This window comes from Paenibacillus sp. IITD108 (assembly GCF_036541265.1).
In the GTDB taxonomy this organism is placed as follows: domain Bacteria; phylum Bacillota; class Bacilli; order Paenibacillales; family Paenibacillaceae; genus Pristimantibacillus.
Genome location: NZ_JAZHCT010000003.1, coordinates 271,109 through 285,418, shown reverse-complemented (window position 1 = coordinate 285,418; position 14,310 = coordinate 271,109). Strand labels below are relative to the sequence as shown.

General features: G+C 45.6%; 13 protein-coding genes, 1 riboswitch and 1 other annotated feature. Of the genes, 8 read left to right on the top strand and 5 right to left on the bottom strand.

Annotated elements, in window-relative coordinates; all coding sequences use genetic code 11:
• Positions 1 to 24: 24 nt before the first annotated feature.
• Both V1L65_RS04300 and rluF read left to right on the top strand, forming a co-directional pair.
• Positions 25 to 717: an SDR family oxidoreductase gene (locus V1L65_RS04300; protein WP_331697834.1), complete on the top strand. Its 693-nt coding sequence runs from the start codon at positions 25 to 27 to the stop codon at positions 715 to 717.
• Positions 714 to 1,415 (top strand): 23S rRNA pseudouridine(2604) synthase RluF, encoded by a 702-nt coding sequence (gene rluF, locus V1L65_RS04295; protein WP_331697833.1) that lies wholly within the window; start codon positions 714 to 716, stop codon positions 1,413 to 1,415. The genes V1L65_RS04300 and rluF overlap by 4 nt, the downstream gene beginning before the upstream one ends.
• Positions 1,416 to 1,534: 119 nt before the next feature.
• On the opposite strand, the gene motB is transcribed toward rluF, so the two are convergent.
• The gene (motB, locus tag V1L65_RS04290) at positions 1,535 to 2,353 is read right to left on the bottom strand and encodes a flagellar motor protein MotB (protein ID WP_331697832.1); all 819 of its coding nucleotides are present in this window, start codon (positions 2,351 to 2,353) and stop codon (positions 1,535 to 1,537) included.
• A complete protein-coding gene (gene motA, locus V1L65_RS04285; RefSeq protein ID WP_331697859.1) occupies positions 2,337 to 3,137 on the bottom strand; it encodes a flagellar motor stator protein MotA in 801 nt (266 codons plus the stop codon). The genes motB and motA overlap by 17 nt, the downstream gene beginning before the upstream one ends.
• A 129-nt stretch (positions 3,138 to 3,266) precedes the next feature.
• Between motA and V1L65_RS04280 the strand changes: the two genes are divergently transcribed.
• Together V1L65_RS04280 and V1L65_RS04275 are read left to right on the top strand one after the other, a co-directional pair.
• A complete protein-coding gene (locus tag V1L65_RS04280; RefSeq protein ID WP_331697831.1) occupies positions 3,267 to 3,560 on the top strand; it encodes a hypothetical protein in 294 nt (97 codons plus the stop codon).
• Between the two features lie 52 nt (positions 3,561 to 3,612).
• Positions 3,613 to 4,848 (top strand): MFS transporter, encoded by a 1,236-nt coding sequence (locus V1L65_RS04275; RefSeq protein WP_331697830.1) that lies wholly within the window; start codon positions 3,613 to 3,615, stop codon positions 4,846 to 4,848.
• A gap of 65 nt (positions 4,849 to 4,913) precedes the next feature.
• On the opposite strand, the gene V1L65_RS04270 is transcribed toward V1L65_RS04275, so the two are convergent.
• The gene (locus V1L65_RS04270; protein WP_331697829.1) at positions 4,914 to 5,387 is read right to left on the bottom strand and encodes a C40 family peptidase; all 474 of its coding nucleotides are present in this window, start codon (positions 5,385 to 5,387) and stop codon (positions 4,914 to 4,916) included.
• 3 nt (positions 5,388 to 5,390) lie between these two features.
• Positions 5,391 to 5,553, bottom strand: a riboswitch (cyclic di-AMP (ydaO/yuaA leader).
• A gap of 304 nt (positions 5,554 to 5,857) precedes the next feature.
• On the opposite strand from V1L65_RS04270, the gene V1L65_RS04265 reads away from it, so the two are divergent.
• From V1L65_RS04265 to hisC, 3 genes are all read left to right on the top strand, one after another.
• Positions 5,858 to 7,531, top strand: coding sequence for a glutamine--tRNA ligase/YqeY domain fusion protein (locus V1L65_RS04265; RefSeq protein ID WP_331697828.1), 1,674 nt, complete (start codon positions 5,858 to 5,860; stop codon positions 7,529 to 7,531).
• A 401-nt stretch (positions 7,532 to 7,932) separates the two neighbouring features.
• On the top strand, positions 7,933 to 8,391 hold the full coding sequence (locus tag V1L65_RS04260; protein WP_331697827.1) for a VanZ family protein: 459 nt from the start codon (positions 7,933 to 7,935) through the stop codon (positions 8,389 to 8,391).
• A 57-nt stretch (positions 8,392 to 8,448) separates the two neighbouring features.
• Positions 8,449 to 9,507 carry a histidinol-phosphate transaminase gene (gene hisC / locus V1L65_RS04255; protein ID WP_331697826.1) on the top strand — a complete coding sequence of 353 codons (1,059 nt, stop codon included), beginning with the start codon at positions 8,449 to 8,451 and terminating at the stop codon, positions 9,505 to 9,507.
• A gap of 74 nt (positions 9,508 to 9,581) precedes the next feature.
• On the opposite strand, the gene V1L65_RS04250 is transcribed toward hisC, so the two are convergent.
• On the bottom strand, positions 9,582 to 10,469 hold the full coding sequence (locus tag V1L65_RS04250; protein ID WP_331697825.1) for a LysR family transcriptional regulator: 888 nt from the start codon (positions 10,467 to 10,469) through the stop codon (positions 9,582 to 9,584).
• A 104-nt stretch (positions 10,470 to 10,573) separates the two neighbouring features.
• Here V1L65_RS04250 and aroC point away from each other — a divergent pair, with 104 nt between their 5' ends.
• Positions 10,574 to 11,629 carry a chorismate synthase gene (gene aroC / locus V1L65_RS04245; RefSeq protein ID WP_331697824.1) on the top strand — a complete coding sequence of 352 codons (1,056 nt, stop codon included), beginning with the start codon at positions 10,574 to 10,576 and terminating at the stop codon, positions 11,627 to 11,629.
• Between the two features lie 358 nt (positions 11,630 to 11,987).
• Here aroC and V1L65_RS04240 read toward each other — a convergent pair whose 3' ends face one another.
• Complete coding sequence (locus V1L65_RS04240) at positions 11,988 to 13,850, bottom strand: arginine--tRNA ligase (RefSeq protein ID WP_331697823.1); 1,863 nt, start codon at positions 13,848 to 13,850, stop codon at positions 11,988 to 11,990.
• 55 nt (positions 13,851 to 13,905) lie between these two features.
• Positions 13,906 to 14,150, bottom strand: a binding site (T-box leader).
• Between the last annotated feature and the right edge of the window lie 160 nt (positions 14,151 to 14,310).

The following is a 14,310-nucleotide window of genomic DNA, read 5'->3' as shown; positions in this document are numbered from 1 at the left end:
CTGTCATAGGGAGGAAGTATCGCTGTGGGAAACAATGCTATAGTAGCAGGTGCTACCGGTTTAGTAGGCAAGGCGCTGGTTCAGGAACTGCTGCAGTATAATGGTTATGAGAAGGTAATCGTGCTCGTGCGCAGAGCATTGGATCTGACCCATCCGCGTTTGGAGCAGCATATACTTTCCTTTGACCAGATCGGCAGCCTGCCTGAAGAATGGTTTGAGACCGCAGATATTTATTGCACTTTGGGAACGACGATTAAAAAAGCCAAGTCACGTGAACAATTTGCCAAGGTTGATTATGAATATCCGCTGGCGCTTGGCCGGAAAGCCGTCCAATGCGGCAGCAGGCAGCTATTAGTAATAACCGCGCTTGGAGCAAGTGAGCGGTCTCTGTTTTTTTACAGCAGGGTAAAGGGGAAGCTGGAGCATGAGCTTGCAAGGCTGCAGCTCCCTAGCGTCACTATATTTCAGCCATCACTCATAATAGGCATGCGTGAAGAGCATAGGCGCGGCGAGGAGCTGGCAGCTTCCATGACACGCAATCTTTCCTTTCTATTTAAAGGGAAGTTGAGCCGCTATAAGCCGATTGAAGGTAAGACAATAGCGGCGGCGATGCTATATTCTGCTTTAGAGCAGCGTAATGGCCTGACCGTAGTAGCGGGAACAAACCGTATGGAACAAATGGCAAATGCTTTATGGAGCGAGGAGAGACATCAATGAGAATTAATAAATTTATAAGCGAAACCGGCTTTTGCTCGCGGCGTGAAGCCGATAAGCTTGTAGATAGCGGCCGTGTAACGATAAACGGCGCTGTAGCGCAGTTAGGCAGCCAAGCTGAGCCGGGGGATGACGTTCGGATTGATGGAAAGCGCATAGGCGCTCAAAGAAACCATGTGTACATTATGCTTAACAAGCCTGTCGGTATTACGAGCACTTCAGAGGCGCATATAGAAGGCAATATTGTAGATTTTATAGGCCATACGGAACGTATTTTTCCAATAGGCAGATTGGATAAAGATTCCGAAGGCTTAATCCTGCTTACTAATGATGGAGATGTTGTCAATCCGATATTGCGCTCGGAGGGCAAGCATGAGAAGGAATATATTGTGACTGTGGACAAGCCCATTACACCTTCTTTCGTTAAAGGCATGTCGGAAGGCGTTCATATATTGGGCAGCCTTACTCTTCCTTGCCAAATTACACAAGTAACGAATCGGGTATTCCGTATCATTTTGACCGAAGGCCGCAACAGGCAAATTCGCAGAATGTGCCAAGCCTTTGGCTATCATGTAAGACGTTTGCAGCGTGTTCGTATTATGAATATTGAGCTGGGCGGACTGGCAGTCGGCAAGTGGAGAGATTTAACAGAGCAAGAACGCACGGAGCTATTTAAAACACTAAGTTATAACCCGCAATAACAGCTGGTCTAAGCTAGAGGCATGCTGCGCTGGAAAAGGGGCTGTCCCAAATGTCATAAACATGACGGGGACGCCCCTTTTGTTCAAATATAAGAATTTATTAATTAAAGCATTAAAAGCTATTGAGAACTGTCCTTGGTTGACAGCGTCTGTGCATTGGCAGTATCGACATACGTGTGAATTATAGCTACTTCTACACGTCTGTTTTTAGCTTTGTTATCTACTGAATCGTTAGGCGCGATTGGGCGGTATTCTCCAAAGCCGATAGCGCTGAAGCGGTCCGGTCCGATATTTTTATTTTCCAGCATGACATCCATGAAGCGGATGGCACGCATGGCGCTTAAATCCCAATTTGATTTGAAATAAGCATTATTGATTGGCGTATCGTCAGTATGACCAGAGACGATAATTTCGTAATTAGGATATTGCTCAAGCATTTTGCTGATCGCAATGGCCAAATCCTTTGCTTCAGGCTTGACCGTTGCCTGGGCAGGAGCGAACAGTGCGTTGTCGCTAATCGTTATAAGCAATTGAGACATATTGAGCTTCGTTTCCAGATCGCTTGTCAGCCCATTTTTGTCGATATATTCATCAATCTGTTTTTTAAGGTTTTGAAATTCTGCCTGCTCCTGCTTCATGATATCCTCTAAGGAGTTGTTTTCATTTTGCTGCGGATTGTTTTTATCCTTATTTTTAGGAACCTTTTCAGTGTTAGGCCCTTTCTCAACGATCGATGGCATATCGAGCACGCCGTTGCCTTGATTAAGAGCGATGCTGAAGGCGCGGGACATTTCCTCGAATTTCTTCACATCGACGCTGTTCATGGAATATAACACAATGAAAAGGGCTAGCAATAAGGTAAGCAGGTCAGCATAGGGAATGAGCCAGGATTCGTCAATATGCTCTTCATGATCTTCGTGCCTACGCTTTTTCTTCACCGCCGCGTTCCTCCTTTTCTCTTAGTTTTTGACGCTCTGTCGGAGTGAGGAAAACGGATAATTTCTGGTTGATGGCAATTGTAGATACTCCTGACTGGATAGCCAGCAAGCCTTCTAGCATCATGAGCTTAACTTGAATTTCTTGTTTGGATTTACGCTTTAGCTTGTTAGCAATCGGATGCCATAATACATAACCTGTAAAGATACCAAGCAGGGTAGCGATAAATGCGCCGGCAATGGCGTAGGCCAGCTTGTTCATATCGCTCATATCAGCAAGAGCTGCTACAAGTCCGACAACGGCGCCCAAAACCCCAAGGGTAGGAGCGTATGTGCCCGCTTGTGTAAAAATTAATGCCCCGGTTTTGTGTCTTTCTTCTGTAGCTGATATATCTTCTAATAATACATCGCGGACAAGATCCTGATCGTTGCCGTCTATAATCATGCGCATACCGTTGCGAAGAAAGGAATCTTCGATTTCATCTACCTTGGCCTCGAGTGCCAATAATCCTTCGCGGCGTGTAATTGAAGCCCATTCCATAAATTGGCCGATAAGCTGCTCGCGAGGCGGCAGCGGCTGCTCAGTAAATACTATTTTAAACAGCTTGCCTACCTTGGAAAGCTCGGACATTGGGAAGGCGATCATGACCGCTGCTATTGTACCTAGAATAATGATTGAGAACGCTGCTGGATTAAGAAGAAAGGAAAGTTTGGCACCCTTTAACACCATACCGCCTAACACAGCAACTAATCCAAGAATGAGACCAATAATCGTTGAATTTTTCATCATGCACCCCATCTAATACATTTTCGACATTTATCTACTTCTATTATTATCGTCAAAAGGGTATTCTGAGATTAGAGTAAACGACAGGAAGATCAAAATAATGAGCAAATATAAGGAGATTGTTGCAAAATGGGTGTAAGACATGCTAGAGAGTACGCGGATATTTTGAAAGAGCTGACATTTGCCGTATCTGAAATTGAACAATGCTATACATTTTTCGAGATGGAGCCTGATGATTGGTCTTCGCTATCGCTGGAAGAGCAAACAGAGGTGATGGAGGCTCTTGCAGACGATATTTTCTTTGGTTTGGGAGAGCAGCGGTCAATCGCCGTGGGCAGAGGCATGGTCGTGTACAATCCGAAGCATCATGTCATAGAGGTGACACAGGACGATACTCTTATTCAGCTGGTCAGGCTAATATAAGAGATCATATATAATAGTAGCAAGTGCGAAGAATTAAGGAGCAATACAGATTATGAAAAAATTACTTTGGCTCGGCTGTTTTTCCTACTTGCTTATTGGAGTCGCCCATATTATCGGCGGCTCCATTCTTGAACAGCTGATCGAGCATTATGGGCTGTCCTACAAAGATGGCGGTCAATGGATTATGAATCAATTTCTTGGCTTTTTAGTAGGTGTATTATTCACGCCGGCTATATCTGCAAGATTTGGAAAGCGCACAACCGTACTGTTCGCTATCGGTATGCTCACCCTCAGTGAAGCGGCTTACAGTTTGCTGCTTCCATGGGGCTGGATGCTGGCTGTGGCGCCTTTGGCAGGATTGGGCTTTGGCATGACAGAAGCGATTGTCGGCGCGATGATTATTGAATTGCACAAGGAAGGAACTGCTGCTGCCATGAGCAGGCTGGAAACCTTCTTTGGCATCGGGGCGCTTGTTATTCCGCTAACGGCAGCATATTTGATCCAGCAGAACATTTGGCAGCTGTCCTTTCCAATATTAGCGGCTATGTCAGGTATTATTTTTGTTTTATGGCTGACCCTGTCCTTTGGCAAGCTGGACGATGAATTGTCCGCGCAAAGAAGCCTGGAGAAGGCGCGGGAAAGAAAGCAGAACACAGCAGAACACGGCAAGGCGATCGTCTGGGGTTATTCGAAGCGCATGCTTCCCTTTCTTGCACTGGCGGCTTTGTTCTTTATGTTCTATGTCGGCATGGAGATGAGCTTTTCTAACTATTTGCCGGCCATTCTAATTGAGCATACTCAGGCGTCTGAGGTAGCGGCAGCTTCAACGCTAAGCGTGTTTTGGGGAACAGTTGCTATAGGCCGCATTTTTGCAGGCATACTCGCTGATCGCATGGGCTATACGAAGTATTTGCTGATTGCAACGGCAGCTTCCGCTATTGTGTTTTGTTTAATGACATTATTCGATACATATTTGTTAATGCTGGTCTTTATCGCGCTTAGCGGCTTGTTTTTTGCGGGATTGTTTGGGATTGGCCTTGTGTATGCCAATAGTTTGCTGCCTGGAACGACAGAGAGGACAACGAGCATTTTGGTGGCATGCGGCGGTATAGGAGGGGCTGTATTTCCTCGTATAACTGGCTGGTTTATGGACCAGTATACGATTTCGGCTACATTATGGTATTTGGCTGCACTCGTCATTATACTGCTTTCTTTGCTTATCATATGGATTATATTAGGCGTAAAGCAGGCAAGAGGGCTCGCGTCCAAACCAGTGTCGGTTAGTTAATCAAGAGCAATAAATAAAAAACCGTGCGTCCTTTGATTAAGAGGATACACGGTTTCTCCTTGATTCTATTTCGCAGCGTAAGTAGAATGTGATTCATCACTCATGATACGACGCGCTGTAACATAACGCGGTTTGTAGTAGTTTGAATTAAGATTATCAATAATAACGCCTCTGGAGGTTGACGCATGAGCAAATTTGCCGTCTCCAACATAGATGCCTACATGTGTAATACCGCCATTGTTAGATCCGCTTGTATCAAAAAATACAAGATCGCCTGCAATAAGATCAGCTTTTGCTACTTTAACGCCTTCAGTAGCTTGGCTTGTGGAAGAACGCGACAGTTCGATATCCATCTTAGCAAATACAAACTTGGTAAACCCGGAGCAGTCGAAGCCGCTTGTAGTTGTACCGCCGTATCTGTACTTTGTTCCGATTAGATCATCGATAATGCCGTCCATCTTTGATGCTGCGAATGCTTCGCTAGCTGAAAACGTTAGCAAAAGCACAAGACCTAGAATTGTTGCTGTAATCTTCTTCAATGATGAAACTCCTTCCGGTGCCTACGAGGTTAGCTGTGGGGTTCGGTTGAAGGTCCCCTATGACTCCCCAAGATTGGTAGCGCTTTAGGCAGCCCATGCAATCTGAAGTCAATTCACCCAAAATGGTTCCCCCGTTTCCCGTTAGGGAATTAGGCAAATTTTTAAAAAATGTACATGCTATATTTCGGTAATAACCGATTAAATCCTTCACAACCTTACTACTTTTAATAATTCTCATCTTTCAAGTCATAAAATGTAGTTGGTTGAAGATTGGAACAATAAGGATATCTTGCTCCACAAACAATATAATACTTGCAAATTGCTGCTAGATGGTGAAAATGAGAAGATATTAATGAAAAATGTGTTTTATTCATAAACAAAATACCGATTCAGCACGATTCAGCGTGTAATTTTATGCGCAATTGTGTATCATAAGAGGATATAAGTATACGTGGGAAAGGTTGGTCGCAATGGAGAATGTAGCGGACAATAAGACAGCATCTTCAAACTTTATTAAAAACATTGTAATAGAAGATTTAAAGAGCGGCCGAGTGCAGGAAATCGTGACTCGTTTCCCGCCTGAGCCGAACGGCTATTTGCATATAGGCCACGCCAAGTCCATTTGTTTGAATTTTGAGCTGGCAGACGAATTTAATGGTAGAACGCATTTGCGTTTTGATGATACTAACCCTCTCAAAGAAGATACGGAATTCGTAGAGGCAATTAAAGAGGATGTGCATTGGCTCGGCTTTGATTGGGAGGAGCTGCATTTTGCTTCCGATTATTTCGAGGAAATGTACAATCGTGCCATCCTATTGATTAATAAAGGCAAGGCTTATGTCTGCGATCTGACGGCCGAGCAGATGAGGGAAACACGGGGCACGCTGACAGAGCCTGGCCAAAACAGCCCTTATCGCGAGCGCAGCGTGGAGGAGAATTTGGATTTGTTCGCACGGATGCGCGCAGGAGAGTTTCCGGACGGCTCCCGTGTGCTGCGTGCCAAAATTGACATGTCATCGCCAAATATAACGATGCGAGATCCTGTTCTATATCGCATCTCCCATGCTCACCATCATCGTACAGGCGATGCTTGGTGCGTTTATCCGATGTATGACTTTGCGCATCCGCTAAGCGATGCGATTGAGAATATTACGCATTCGATCTGTACGCTGGAATTTGAGGATCACCGTCCTTTGTACGAATGGGTTGTTGAGCAATGTGAAATGGATTCTACGCCGCGCCAGTATGAGTTTGCCCGCTTGAATGTGACAAATACCGTTATGAGCAAGCGCAATTTAAAGCGTCTGGTAGATGAAGGCGTTGTGACGGGCTGGGACGATCCCCGTATGCCGACAATTGGTGGCATGCGCCGCAGAGGCTATACGCCGGAGGCATTCCGCACCTTCTGCCGCGAAATCGGTGTTTCCAAAAACAACAGCGTAGTGGACGAGCGCAATCTGGAGTTTTTTATTCGCGAGGACCTGAAGCTGAAGGCGCCTCGTACGATGGCGGTACTGGATCCTCTTAAGGTTGTTATTACAAACTATCCGGAAGGACAGGTTGAGTGGCTGGAAGCGGAAAACAACGCCGAAAATGAAGAAATGGGCAGCCGTCAAATTCCGTTCTCCCGCGAAATATATATCGAGCAGGATGATTTTATGGAAAATCCTCCGAACAAATATTTCCGCTTATTCCCTGGCAATGAGGTTCGTCTGAAGCATGCTTACTTCATTACCTGTCAGGAAGTAATTAAAGATGAAGCGGGCAATGTCGTTGAGCTTCGCTGCACCTATGATCCGCGTACGAAGAGTGGCTCCGGATTTACAGAGCGCAAGGTAAAAGGCACGATTCACTGGGTAGAAGCTTCGCAAGCGGTTCCGGCCCAATTCCGTTTAATCGAGCCGCTGTTTGTCGGCGAGGAGGAAGGCGAAGAGAAGCCATTCCTGGAGCGGATTAATCCGAATTCGATGCAAGTGTTGAATGGATTTGTTGAAGAAAACATGAAGGATGCCGAGGGCGGGGATAAGTTTCAATTTTTCCGGCACGGCTATTTCAATGTGGATACGAAGGATTCCACTGATGATCAGCTTGTATTCAACCGTATTGTCTCACTGAAAAGCTCCTTCGATCCGAAGAAGGCTTAAGCAGATTTATACTGTACCATAGTCAGACAGCCTGCCTGAATATAATATGAATGGCGGGCTGTCTGTTTGTACACATGCTTGCTGAAGAGTTAATCGTCACTCTTTATTTGCAAAGCTAGAGTATTTGCGGAGAATGTCGATTAATTGTGGGCAACTATTGTTAAGCAATAAGAAAGGGGAACGAAGAGCAAGATTGGGAATGGAGAAGCGGCAGCGTCCGCCTTTGTAGGCCAATTTTATCCTTTACAGGGGTTATTTCATCAAAAAATTGGACTACAACAGCGGTTGGAATCCCAAACTTGATCCTAGTAGCATCCCTTTCGATTGCTTGTTGCCCTATCCACAATTAATCGACACCCTCCCGCGAAGCGTTAGCTGATGGACGAATGGGGGAAGCTGCAGTGTTCAAGCGATCATTACTGCCTTCGCGGCTGCTTAATATTGCTATTTTATGTGTTGCGCTAATCTATGCTTTAGTTATGATTAAGCTGCTATTTATCCGATCCCAATATTTTGGCAGCGGCTATTCTTATAATCTCGTGCCTTTTGATACAATCAAACATTTTATATTGAACAGGCATCGAATGAATGCGAATATTTGGATAGAAAATTTGTTGGGCAACATTATATTATTTATTCCGATAGGGGTTTTCTTGCCGCTGCTTAACCGCAGCTTCTATCGTTTCTGGCCGCTGCTTATCGCTTGTGTGCTGCTGTTGTTTGGCGTAGAGCTGTTGCAGATGCTGCTTCGTGTAGGCAGCTTTGATGTAGATGATATTATATTAAATACAATCGGCGCCTTGCTTGGCTTTGCGGGCTTACGGCTGGCTTTATTCACTTATACAAAAATACTGCAATAGTTAATAGAAACAGTTGAATTGATTATTGGATTGCTGCAGAGGAAGGGAAGAAGGAAGATGAGTAAATTTTGGAGTCCATTAGCCCATTCGCTAGAGCCGTATGTGCCTGGCGAACAACCGAAGGATAAGTCATATATTAAGCTGAACACGAATGAAAATCCATATCCGCCGTCTCCTAAGGCTGTACAAGCTATGCGCGAGGCTGTAAATGCTGATTTGAGATTGTATCCCGATCCGACCTGCGAGGCGTTGGTCGAGGCAGCTGCGCGTTATTATAACGTATCACCGAAGCAAACCTTCGTCGGCAACGGTTCTGACGAGATATTAGCCTTGGCATTTGCTGCGTTTTTCAACCCTGCAAAGCCGGTGCTGTTCCCTGACATTACTTATAGCTTCTACAAGGTTTACGCAAAGCTGTGCAGTCTTGAGGCGAAGCTTATTCCGCTTGACGGACAATTGAATGTGCCGATTGGGCAATTCCAAGGCGATCATGGCGGTATTATTATACCTAATCCTAATGCCCCTACAGCAAAGCTACTGGAGCTATCTGATATTCGCACTATTCTTAACAATAACCCTGAGCATGTTGTAATCATCGATGAGGCCTATATTGATTTTGGCGGCGAGACGGCTGTTTCGCTTATTAATGAATATAACAATTTGCTTGTTATCCAGACGCTGTCCAAGTCCCGTTCTCTGGCGGGGCTGCGAGTTGGCGTTGCTTATGGCAGCGAGGAGCTTATTCAAGGGCTCGATCGCTTGAAAAACTCCTTTAATTCCTATACGCTTGACCGCGTTGCGCTAGCAGGCGCCATTGCTGCATTTGAGGACAAGGCGTATTTTGAGGAGATGGCTGCCAAAGTAATCGCTACCCGAGCATGGACGATGAAGCAGCTGCAGGCGCTTGGCTTCCATGTAACGGATTCAAAAGCAAATTTCGTCTTTGTGTCGCATCCTGAAGTGCCTGCTCAGAAGCTGTTCACCGAGCTGAGAGAGCAAGGGGTGCTCGTACGCTATTTTAACCAGCCGCGCATCGATAATTTCCTTCGTGTCAGCATAGGTACGGATGAAGAAATGACAAAGTTTATCGAGGCAGTGCGCGCTATTGTATCGTAAAATCGTTTATTGCAACCACTACCGTCTTCCTCTTGATGCACAAGCGCATCTATGAGGAAGGCGTTTTTTTGCATTCAGCTAATAAAGAGCTCTAAAAATTTGGCTGTCGGCAGTGATAGAGAGCTGTCTTTTCTGACCGCAATGCCAAGCTCTCTATCCGGCAGCGGCACGCTTGTTCGAAGTTCCAGCAGCGAGCCCTTTTCCAGCTCTTCTTCGACAAACGATTTTGGCACAAAGGCAGCGCCATAGCCGCGCTCGGCAAAGGCAGCGAGCATCTCCAGACTGTTCAGCTCAATATCGGCGTGGGCGGTATAGCCCTGCATGCTGAACCACTGCTCGACAAAGGAGCGGGTGGAGCTGCCGGCTGACAGCATCAGCAGCGGGATATTGAGCAGCTGTTCAGCGGATACTATTTGTGCAGCTAGCTGCTCGTATCTTTTGCCTACTACAAAGCAATTTTTTAACGGTGAAATCTTTTTAATAACAAGCTCGCTGTCCTGCAGAGGCAGATGAATAAAGCCGATGTCTATCACACCCTGCTTCATATGCTTGACGATAAGGCTTGTCTTGTCTTGAACAAGCTTTATCCGTATTTGTGGGTATTCGGCATGGAATTGATCCAGCTTGGGCAGCAATATATTTTTAGTTATAGCGCCATTGGCGCCTATTCGAATTTGTCCTGCCTTAAATTGCTTCAGCTCCTGCACTTGCTGCTCTGCCAACTCCAGCTGAGCGAAGGCAAGCTGTACGTGCTCATAAAGCTGTTCTCCCTCCGGGGTCAGCCGCACACCCTTGGACAGCCTATCAAACAGTGTGATGCCTAGCGCTTCTTCCAGCTGTTTAATGGCATAGCTCACCGAAGGCTGAGTCATATGGAGCAGTTGGCCCGCTTTCGTCAGGTTGCCAGATTGGGCTGCATACAAAAAAATACGGTACCATTCGCTGTGTATCATCCTTGGCATAAGTCCTCTCTATGACAAATGTTTAAATTATCTATTTCATTTATTGCAATTATACAATTAAACTATACCTAATAGATAAACTAATTATAAATGGAGTGATTTCAATGGCAGGCAGCACATTTGGAGAACGTTTTAAAATTACTACCTTCGGTGAATCGCATGGCGCTTCAGTAGGAGTTATCGTTGACGGTGTAACACCGGGCATGGAAATAGATGAAAGCTATATTCAGGTTCAGATGGATCGCAGAAAGCCCGGTCAGTCGTCTGTAACGACCCCGCGCAAGGAATATGACAAGATTCATATTTTATCAGGTGTATTTGAAGGCAAAACAACGGGTGCGCCGTTAGCAATTATGCTGCATAATACGGATATGAGACCTGCGGCATATAGCGATATTAAAGATTCCTTTCGTCCAGGGCATGCAGATTTTACTTACTTGCAAAAATACGGTCACCGCGATCATCGCGGCAGCGGGCGCGCATCCGGCCGTGAGACAGCTGCTCGCGTAGCAGCGGGCGCAGTTGCCCGCAAAGCACTGGAGGGAAGAGGCGTATCGATCGTGGCTTATTCCAAGGAGATCGGCGGTATCGCTTGCGAGACTTTTGATGAATCCATCATCGAAAAAAATGCCGTCCGCGCCTGTGATCCGGTGGCAGCTGAAAAAATGATTCAAAAAATTGAAGCATTATCGGCGGCAGGCGACAGCTGCGGCGGTATAGTTGAATGCCGTATCCGCAATGTTTCACCTGGTATCGGCGAGCCGACATTTGATAAGCTGGATGCTGAGCTGGCCAAAGCGATGTTGTCCATAGGCGCTGTAAAGGGAATCGAGTTCGGAGCAGGCTTTGCCGCAGCTTCCATGCAAGGCAGCGAGCATAATGACGAGATGGACAAAAACGGCTTTAAAACAAATAATGCGGGAGGTATCGTAGGCGGAATCAGTACAGGTGCCGACATCGTATTCCGTATTGCTGTTAAGCCGACTTCATCGATCTCTGTACCGCAGCAAACGATGAACATCCACGGAGAAGAGACGGAAATTAGAACAGAAGGCAGACATGATCCATGTATTTGCCCACGTATTGTTCCAGTTGTAGAAGCAATGGCTTGTCTTGTTATTGAAGATCATTACAAGCGTCAGGCAGCATTGCATGGCTAATTAGGCCAGTAAGAAATAAATGAGCGGACACAGAAAGAGTGTCGATTAATTGTGAATAGAATAAGCAATTGAAAGGGATGTTACTACGATCAAGTTTGGGATTCCGACCGCTGTTGTAGTCCAATTATTTTGATGAAATAACCCCTGTAAAGGATAAAATTGGCCTACAAAGGCGGACGCTGCCGCTTCTCCATTCCCAATCTTGCTCTTCGTTCCCCTTTCTTATTGCTTAACCATAGTTGCCCACAATTAATCGACACCCTCCATATCTCCGTTAGATTTTTTACAACCACGTTTTTTGCATATTAGCGCTTCTGACATTCGTTACATTTCCAGACCGTTTTTCAACGACCTGATATTACATCTGATCCGGCGTTGGCATGCCTAATGTACGAAGCACATCCGCCATTGTTTCTCTAAATAAGGCAGTAAGCCACAGACGTAAAGCCCTTTGCTCGCCCTTTGCTTTTAGGATCGGACAAATTGTGTAGAAGTTGTTGAAGGCAGAAGCAAGCTCATAAGCGTAATTGCATATTTGATTAGGTGAATAATCTCGGCAAGCCGTATAAAGTGTATCTTGCCAATGTGCAATTTGTCGAAGCAACGCATGCTCGGCTGTATCCAAATTCCAATTGCCCGATGGCTTAGAAAAGAATGGTTCTCCGGATTTAAGAAGAATTTGCGAAGCGCGAGCATGTGCATACATAAGATAAACGCCTGAATTCCCTGTCACCTCGGCCGCCTGCTTCATGTCGAATACAACCTCTGTGAGCAAGTTATACTTAAGCAATTGATAACGGATCGCAGCTGCCGCAATAGCTCTGCTTGCAAGTCCGCTGTGAACGGAACGTTTTTGATCGATAACCTTTTCCATATAGCTGAGCAGGTCTGCAATTTTGATGCCAATCCCTTGCCTGCCGGACATCGCGTAGGAGCTTTTCCCGTCAGAGGTGTCGATACCGAGCTCACTTGCCGCATCCGGGCTTAACGAGACGACGCCATAGCTGACATGGTGCAGCCGTTCTGCTTCTGTATTATAGCCAAGTACCGCCAATGCCTGCTTAACCATTTGCTGCGGATATTGCTGCCGATAATCGATAACATTAATGACTGTTTCTGCTTTGCCAAGAAATGCTTCGCCTCCGGTCTGATTGGTCGTCCACAAGCCCTCAGAGAACGACTTATACTGGAAATCCTTTTCGAGCAAGCCAAATTTCCATAGGTGGTAGGCGATATCTTTGGCTGTATACGTAAGTATACCGTTGGAACGGATTAATACTTTATCTGCAACATGTTCTGCAGGAAGGGAGCCGTCTTCACTTTCCGCAGCATCGTCCGTCTTCAGAACCCAGCATCCCGCAAGCTTCCCGTCAGTTATTTGCACAAAATGCTCAGTGTCTTTTAACTTTTTAAACGCCGCCTCCCAAAAGCCTTCGCGCACAATATTGCTTTCCCAAACTAACAGATCATAGGCAATATTAAATTGTTGCATTTCTTCAATATGGTCACGTACAATCCGTTCTGCTGCAAGCAAACCAATCCACGCAACAGGTCCGCCGCCTTCCTCTAGCTCGTGCAGCACTTTAGCCCGTTGTTCTAGCAGGGTTGGGTTTTGCTCGTAGCTTTTATTCATTTCTGCGTAGACATCCCAGCAGTAGTCGCCGAAGCGTCCCTGCTTTTTCTGATGCTCCGTTTGAAGCAGGCCTACAACGGTATCCGCAAGCTGATTGCCTAAATCATCGATATAATTGTGAACCTCTACCTCAAGGCCGCCTCTTCTCAGCATCCGCACTAAAGTATCTCCAATGCATGCATTACGCAAATGTCCGATATGAGCTGATTTATTCGGATTAATAGAGGTATGCTCGATAATTACTTTTCTGCCGGCATGAGTCGGCAAGCTGAAAGAGCGGCTGCTCCACTCCTCCCAGTTGATCCTAACGTTAATAAAGCCAGGCTTTGCAACAGTTAAACTTTGAAATAAAGGCTCGCTTATTTGCTGCAGCTTTAGCTTTAATTGTTCAGCGATGCTGAGGGGCGATTGCCGCAAGGTTCGTGCCAGCTGCATAGCGATGTTTGATGAGTAGTCGCCATGCTCTATATAGGCAGGCTGCTCGATATAAAGATTGAGCTTAGAGATTTCATTAACAGGCAGACCTTGCTCGTCGAATAACGCTTGAACGGCCTGCTTTAAGTGATTCACAATAATTATACTGATCATTGATAAGCCTCCTTTAAAATGTTAAATTCACAAAACAAAAAGCCTCGTCTCTAAATAAAGAGACGAAGGCTGTATGCTTTCGCGGTACCACTCTTGTTGTTGAACAGTGCGTTCAACCACTCGATCAGATAACGGTCTGTTGCCGGAATCTCCTACTTGCCATAATGCGCGCATGTTACGGCTTTTGTTCAGAGCTTCTTCTCCTAGGTGCGCTTCACTGGCTAATCATTGTACCGGCTTTCACCAACCCGGCTCGCTTTGACATGAGCTAGCAGTTACTGTCCTAATCACAGAATTTTAGTTTCCATGATTATATCAGAATTTTCTGAAAAAACAACCTGCAAAGACGGTTTTTTCTTGAATTATAAGAGTTTATAAGTTTTCACAATAAATTTGTTCTTATCATTCATCGGTAAACGCGCCTGTCCAAAGGACGGCGGAGCCGTTTATCCTTGTTAAA

What these genes read in the sequence shown, in the direction of transcription:
- V1L65_RS04275 (WP_331697830.1), top strand. Translation starts at nt 3,613, where the DNA reads ATGAAAAAATTACTTTGGCTCGGCTGTTTTTCCTACTTGCTTATTGGA.
- V1L65_RS04265 (WP_331697828.1), top strand. Translation starts at nt 5,858, where the DNA reads ATGGAGAATGTAGCGGACAATAAGACAGCATCTTCAAACTTTATTAAA.
- V1L65_RS04280 (WP_331697831.1), top strand. Translation starts at nt 3,267, where the DNA reads ATGGGTGTAAGACATGCTAGAGAGTACGCGGATATTTTGAAAGAGCTG.
- hisC (WP_331697826.1), top strand. Translation starts at nt 8,449, where the DNA reads ATGAGTAAATTTTGGAGTCCATTAGCCCATTCGCTAGAGCCGTATGTG.
- V1L65_RS04250 (WP_331697825.1), bottom strand. Translation starts at nt 10,469, where the DNA reads ATGCCAAGGATGATACACAGCGAATGGTACCGTATTTTTTTGTATGCA.
- rluF (WP_331697833.1), top strand. Translation starts at nt 714, where the DNA reads ATGAGAATTAATAAATTTATAAGCGAAACCGGCTTTTGCTCGCGGCGT.
- aroC (WP_331697824.1), top strand. Translation starts at nt 10,574, where the DNA reads ATGGCAGGCAGCACATTTGGAGAACGTTTTAAAATTACTACCTTCGGT.
- motA (WP_331697859.1), bottom strand. Translation starts at nt 3,137, where the DNA reads ATGAAAAATTCAACGATTATTGGTCTCATTCTTGGATTAGTTGCTGTG.
- V1L65_RS04240 (WP_331697823.1), bottom strand. Translation starts at nt 13,850, where the DNA reads ATGATCAGTATAATTATTGTGAATCACTTAAAGCAGGCCGTTCAAGCG.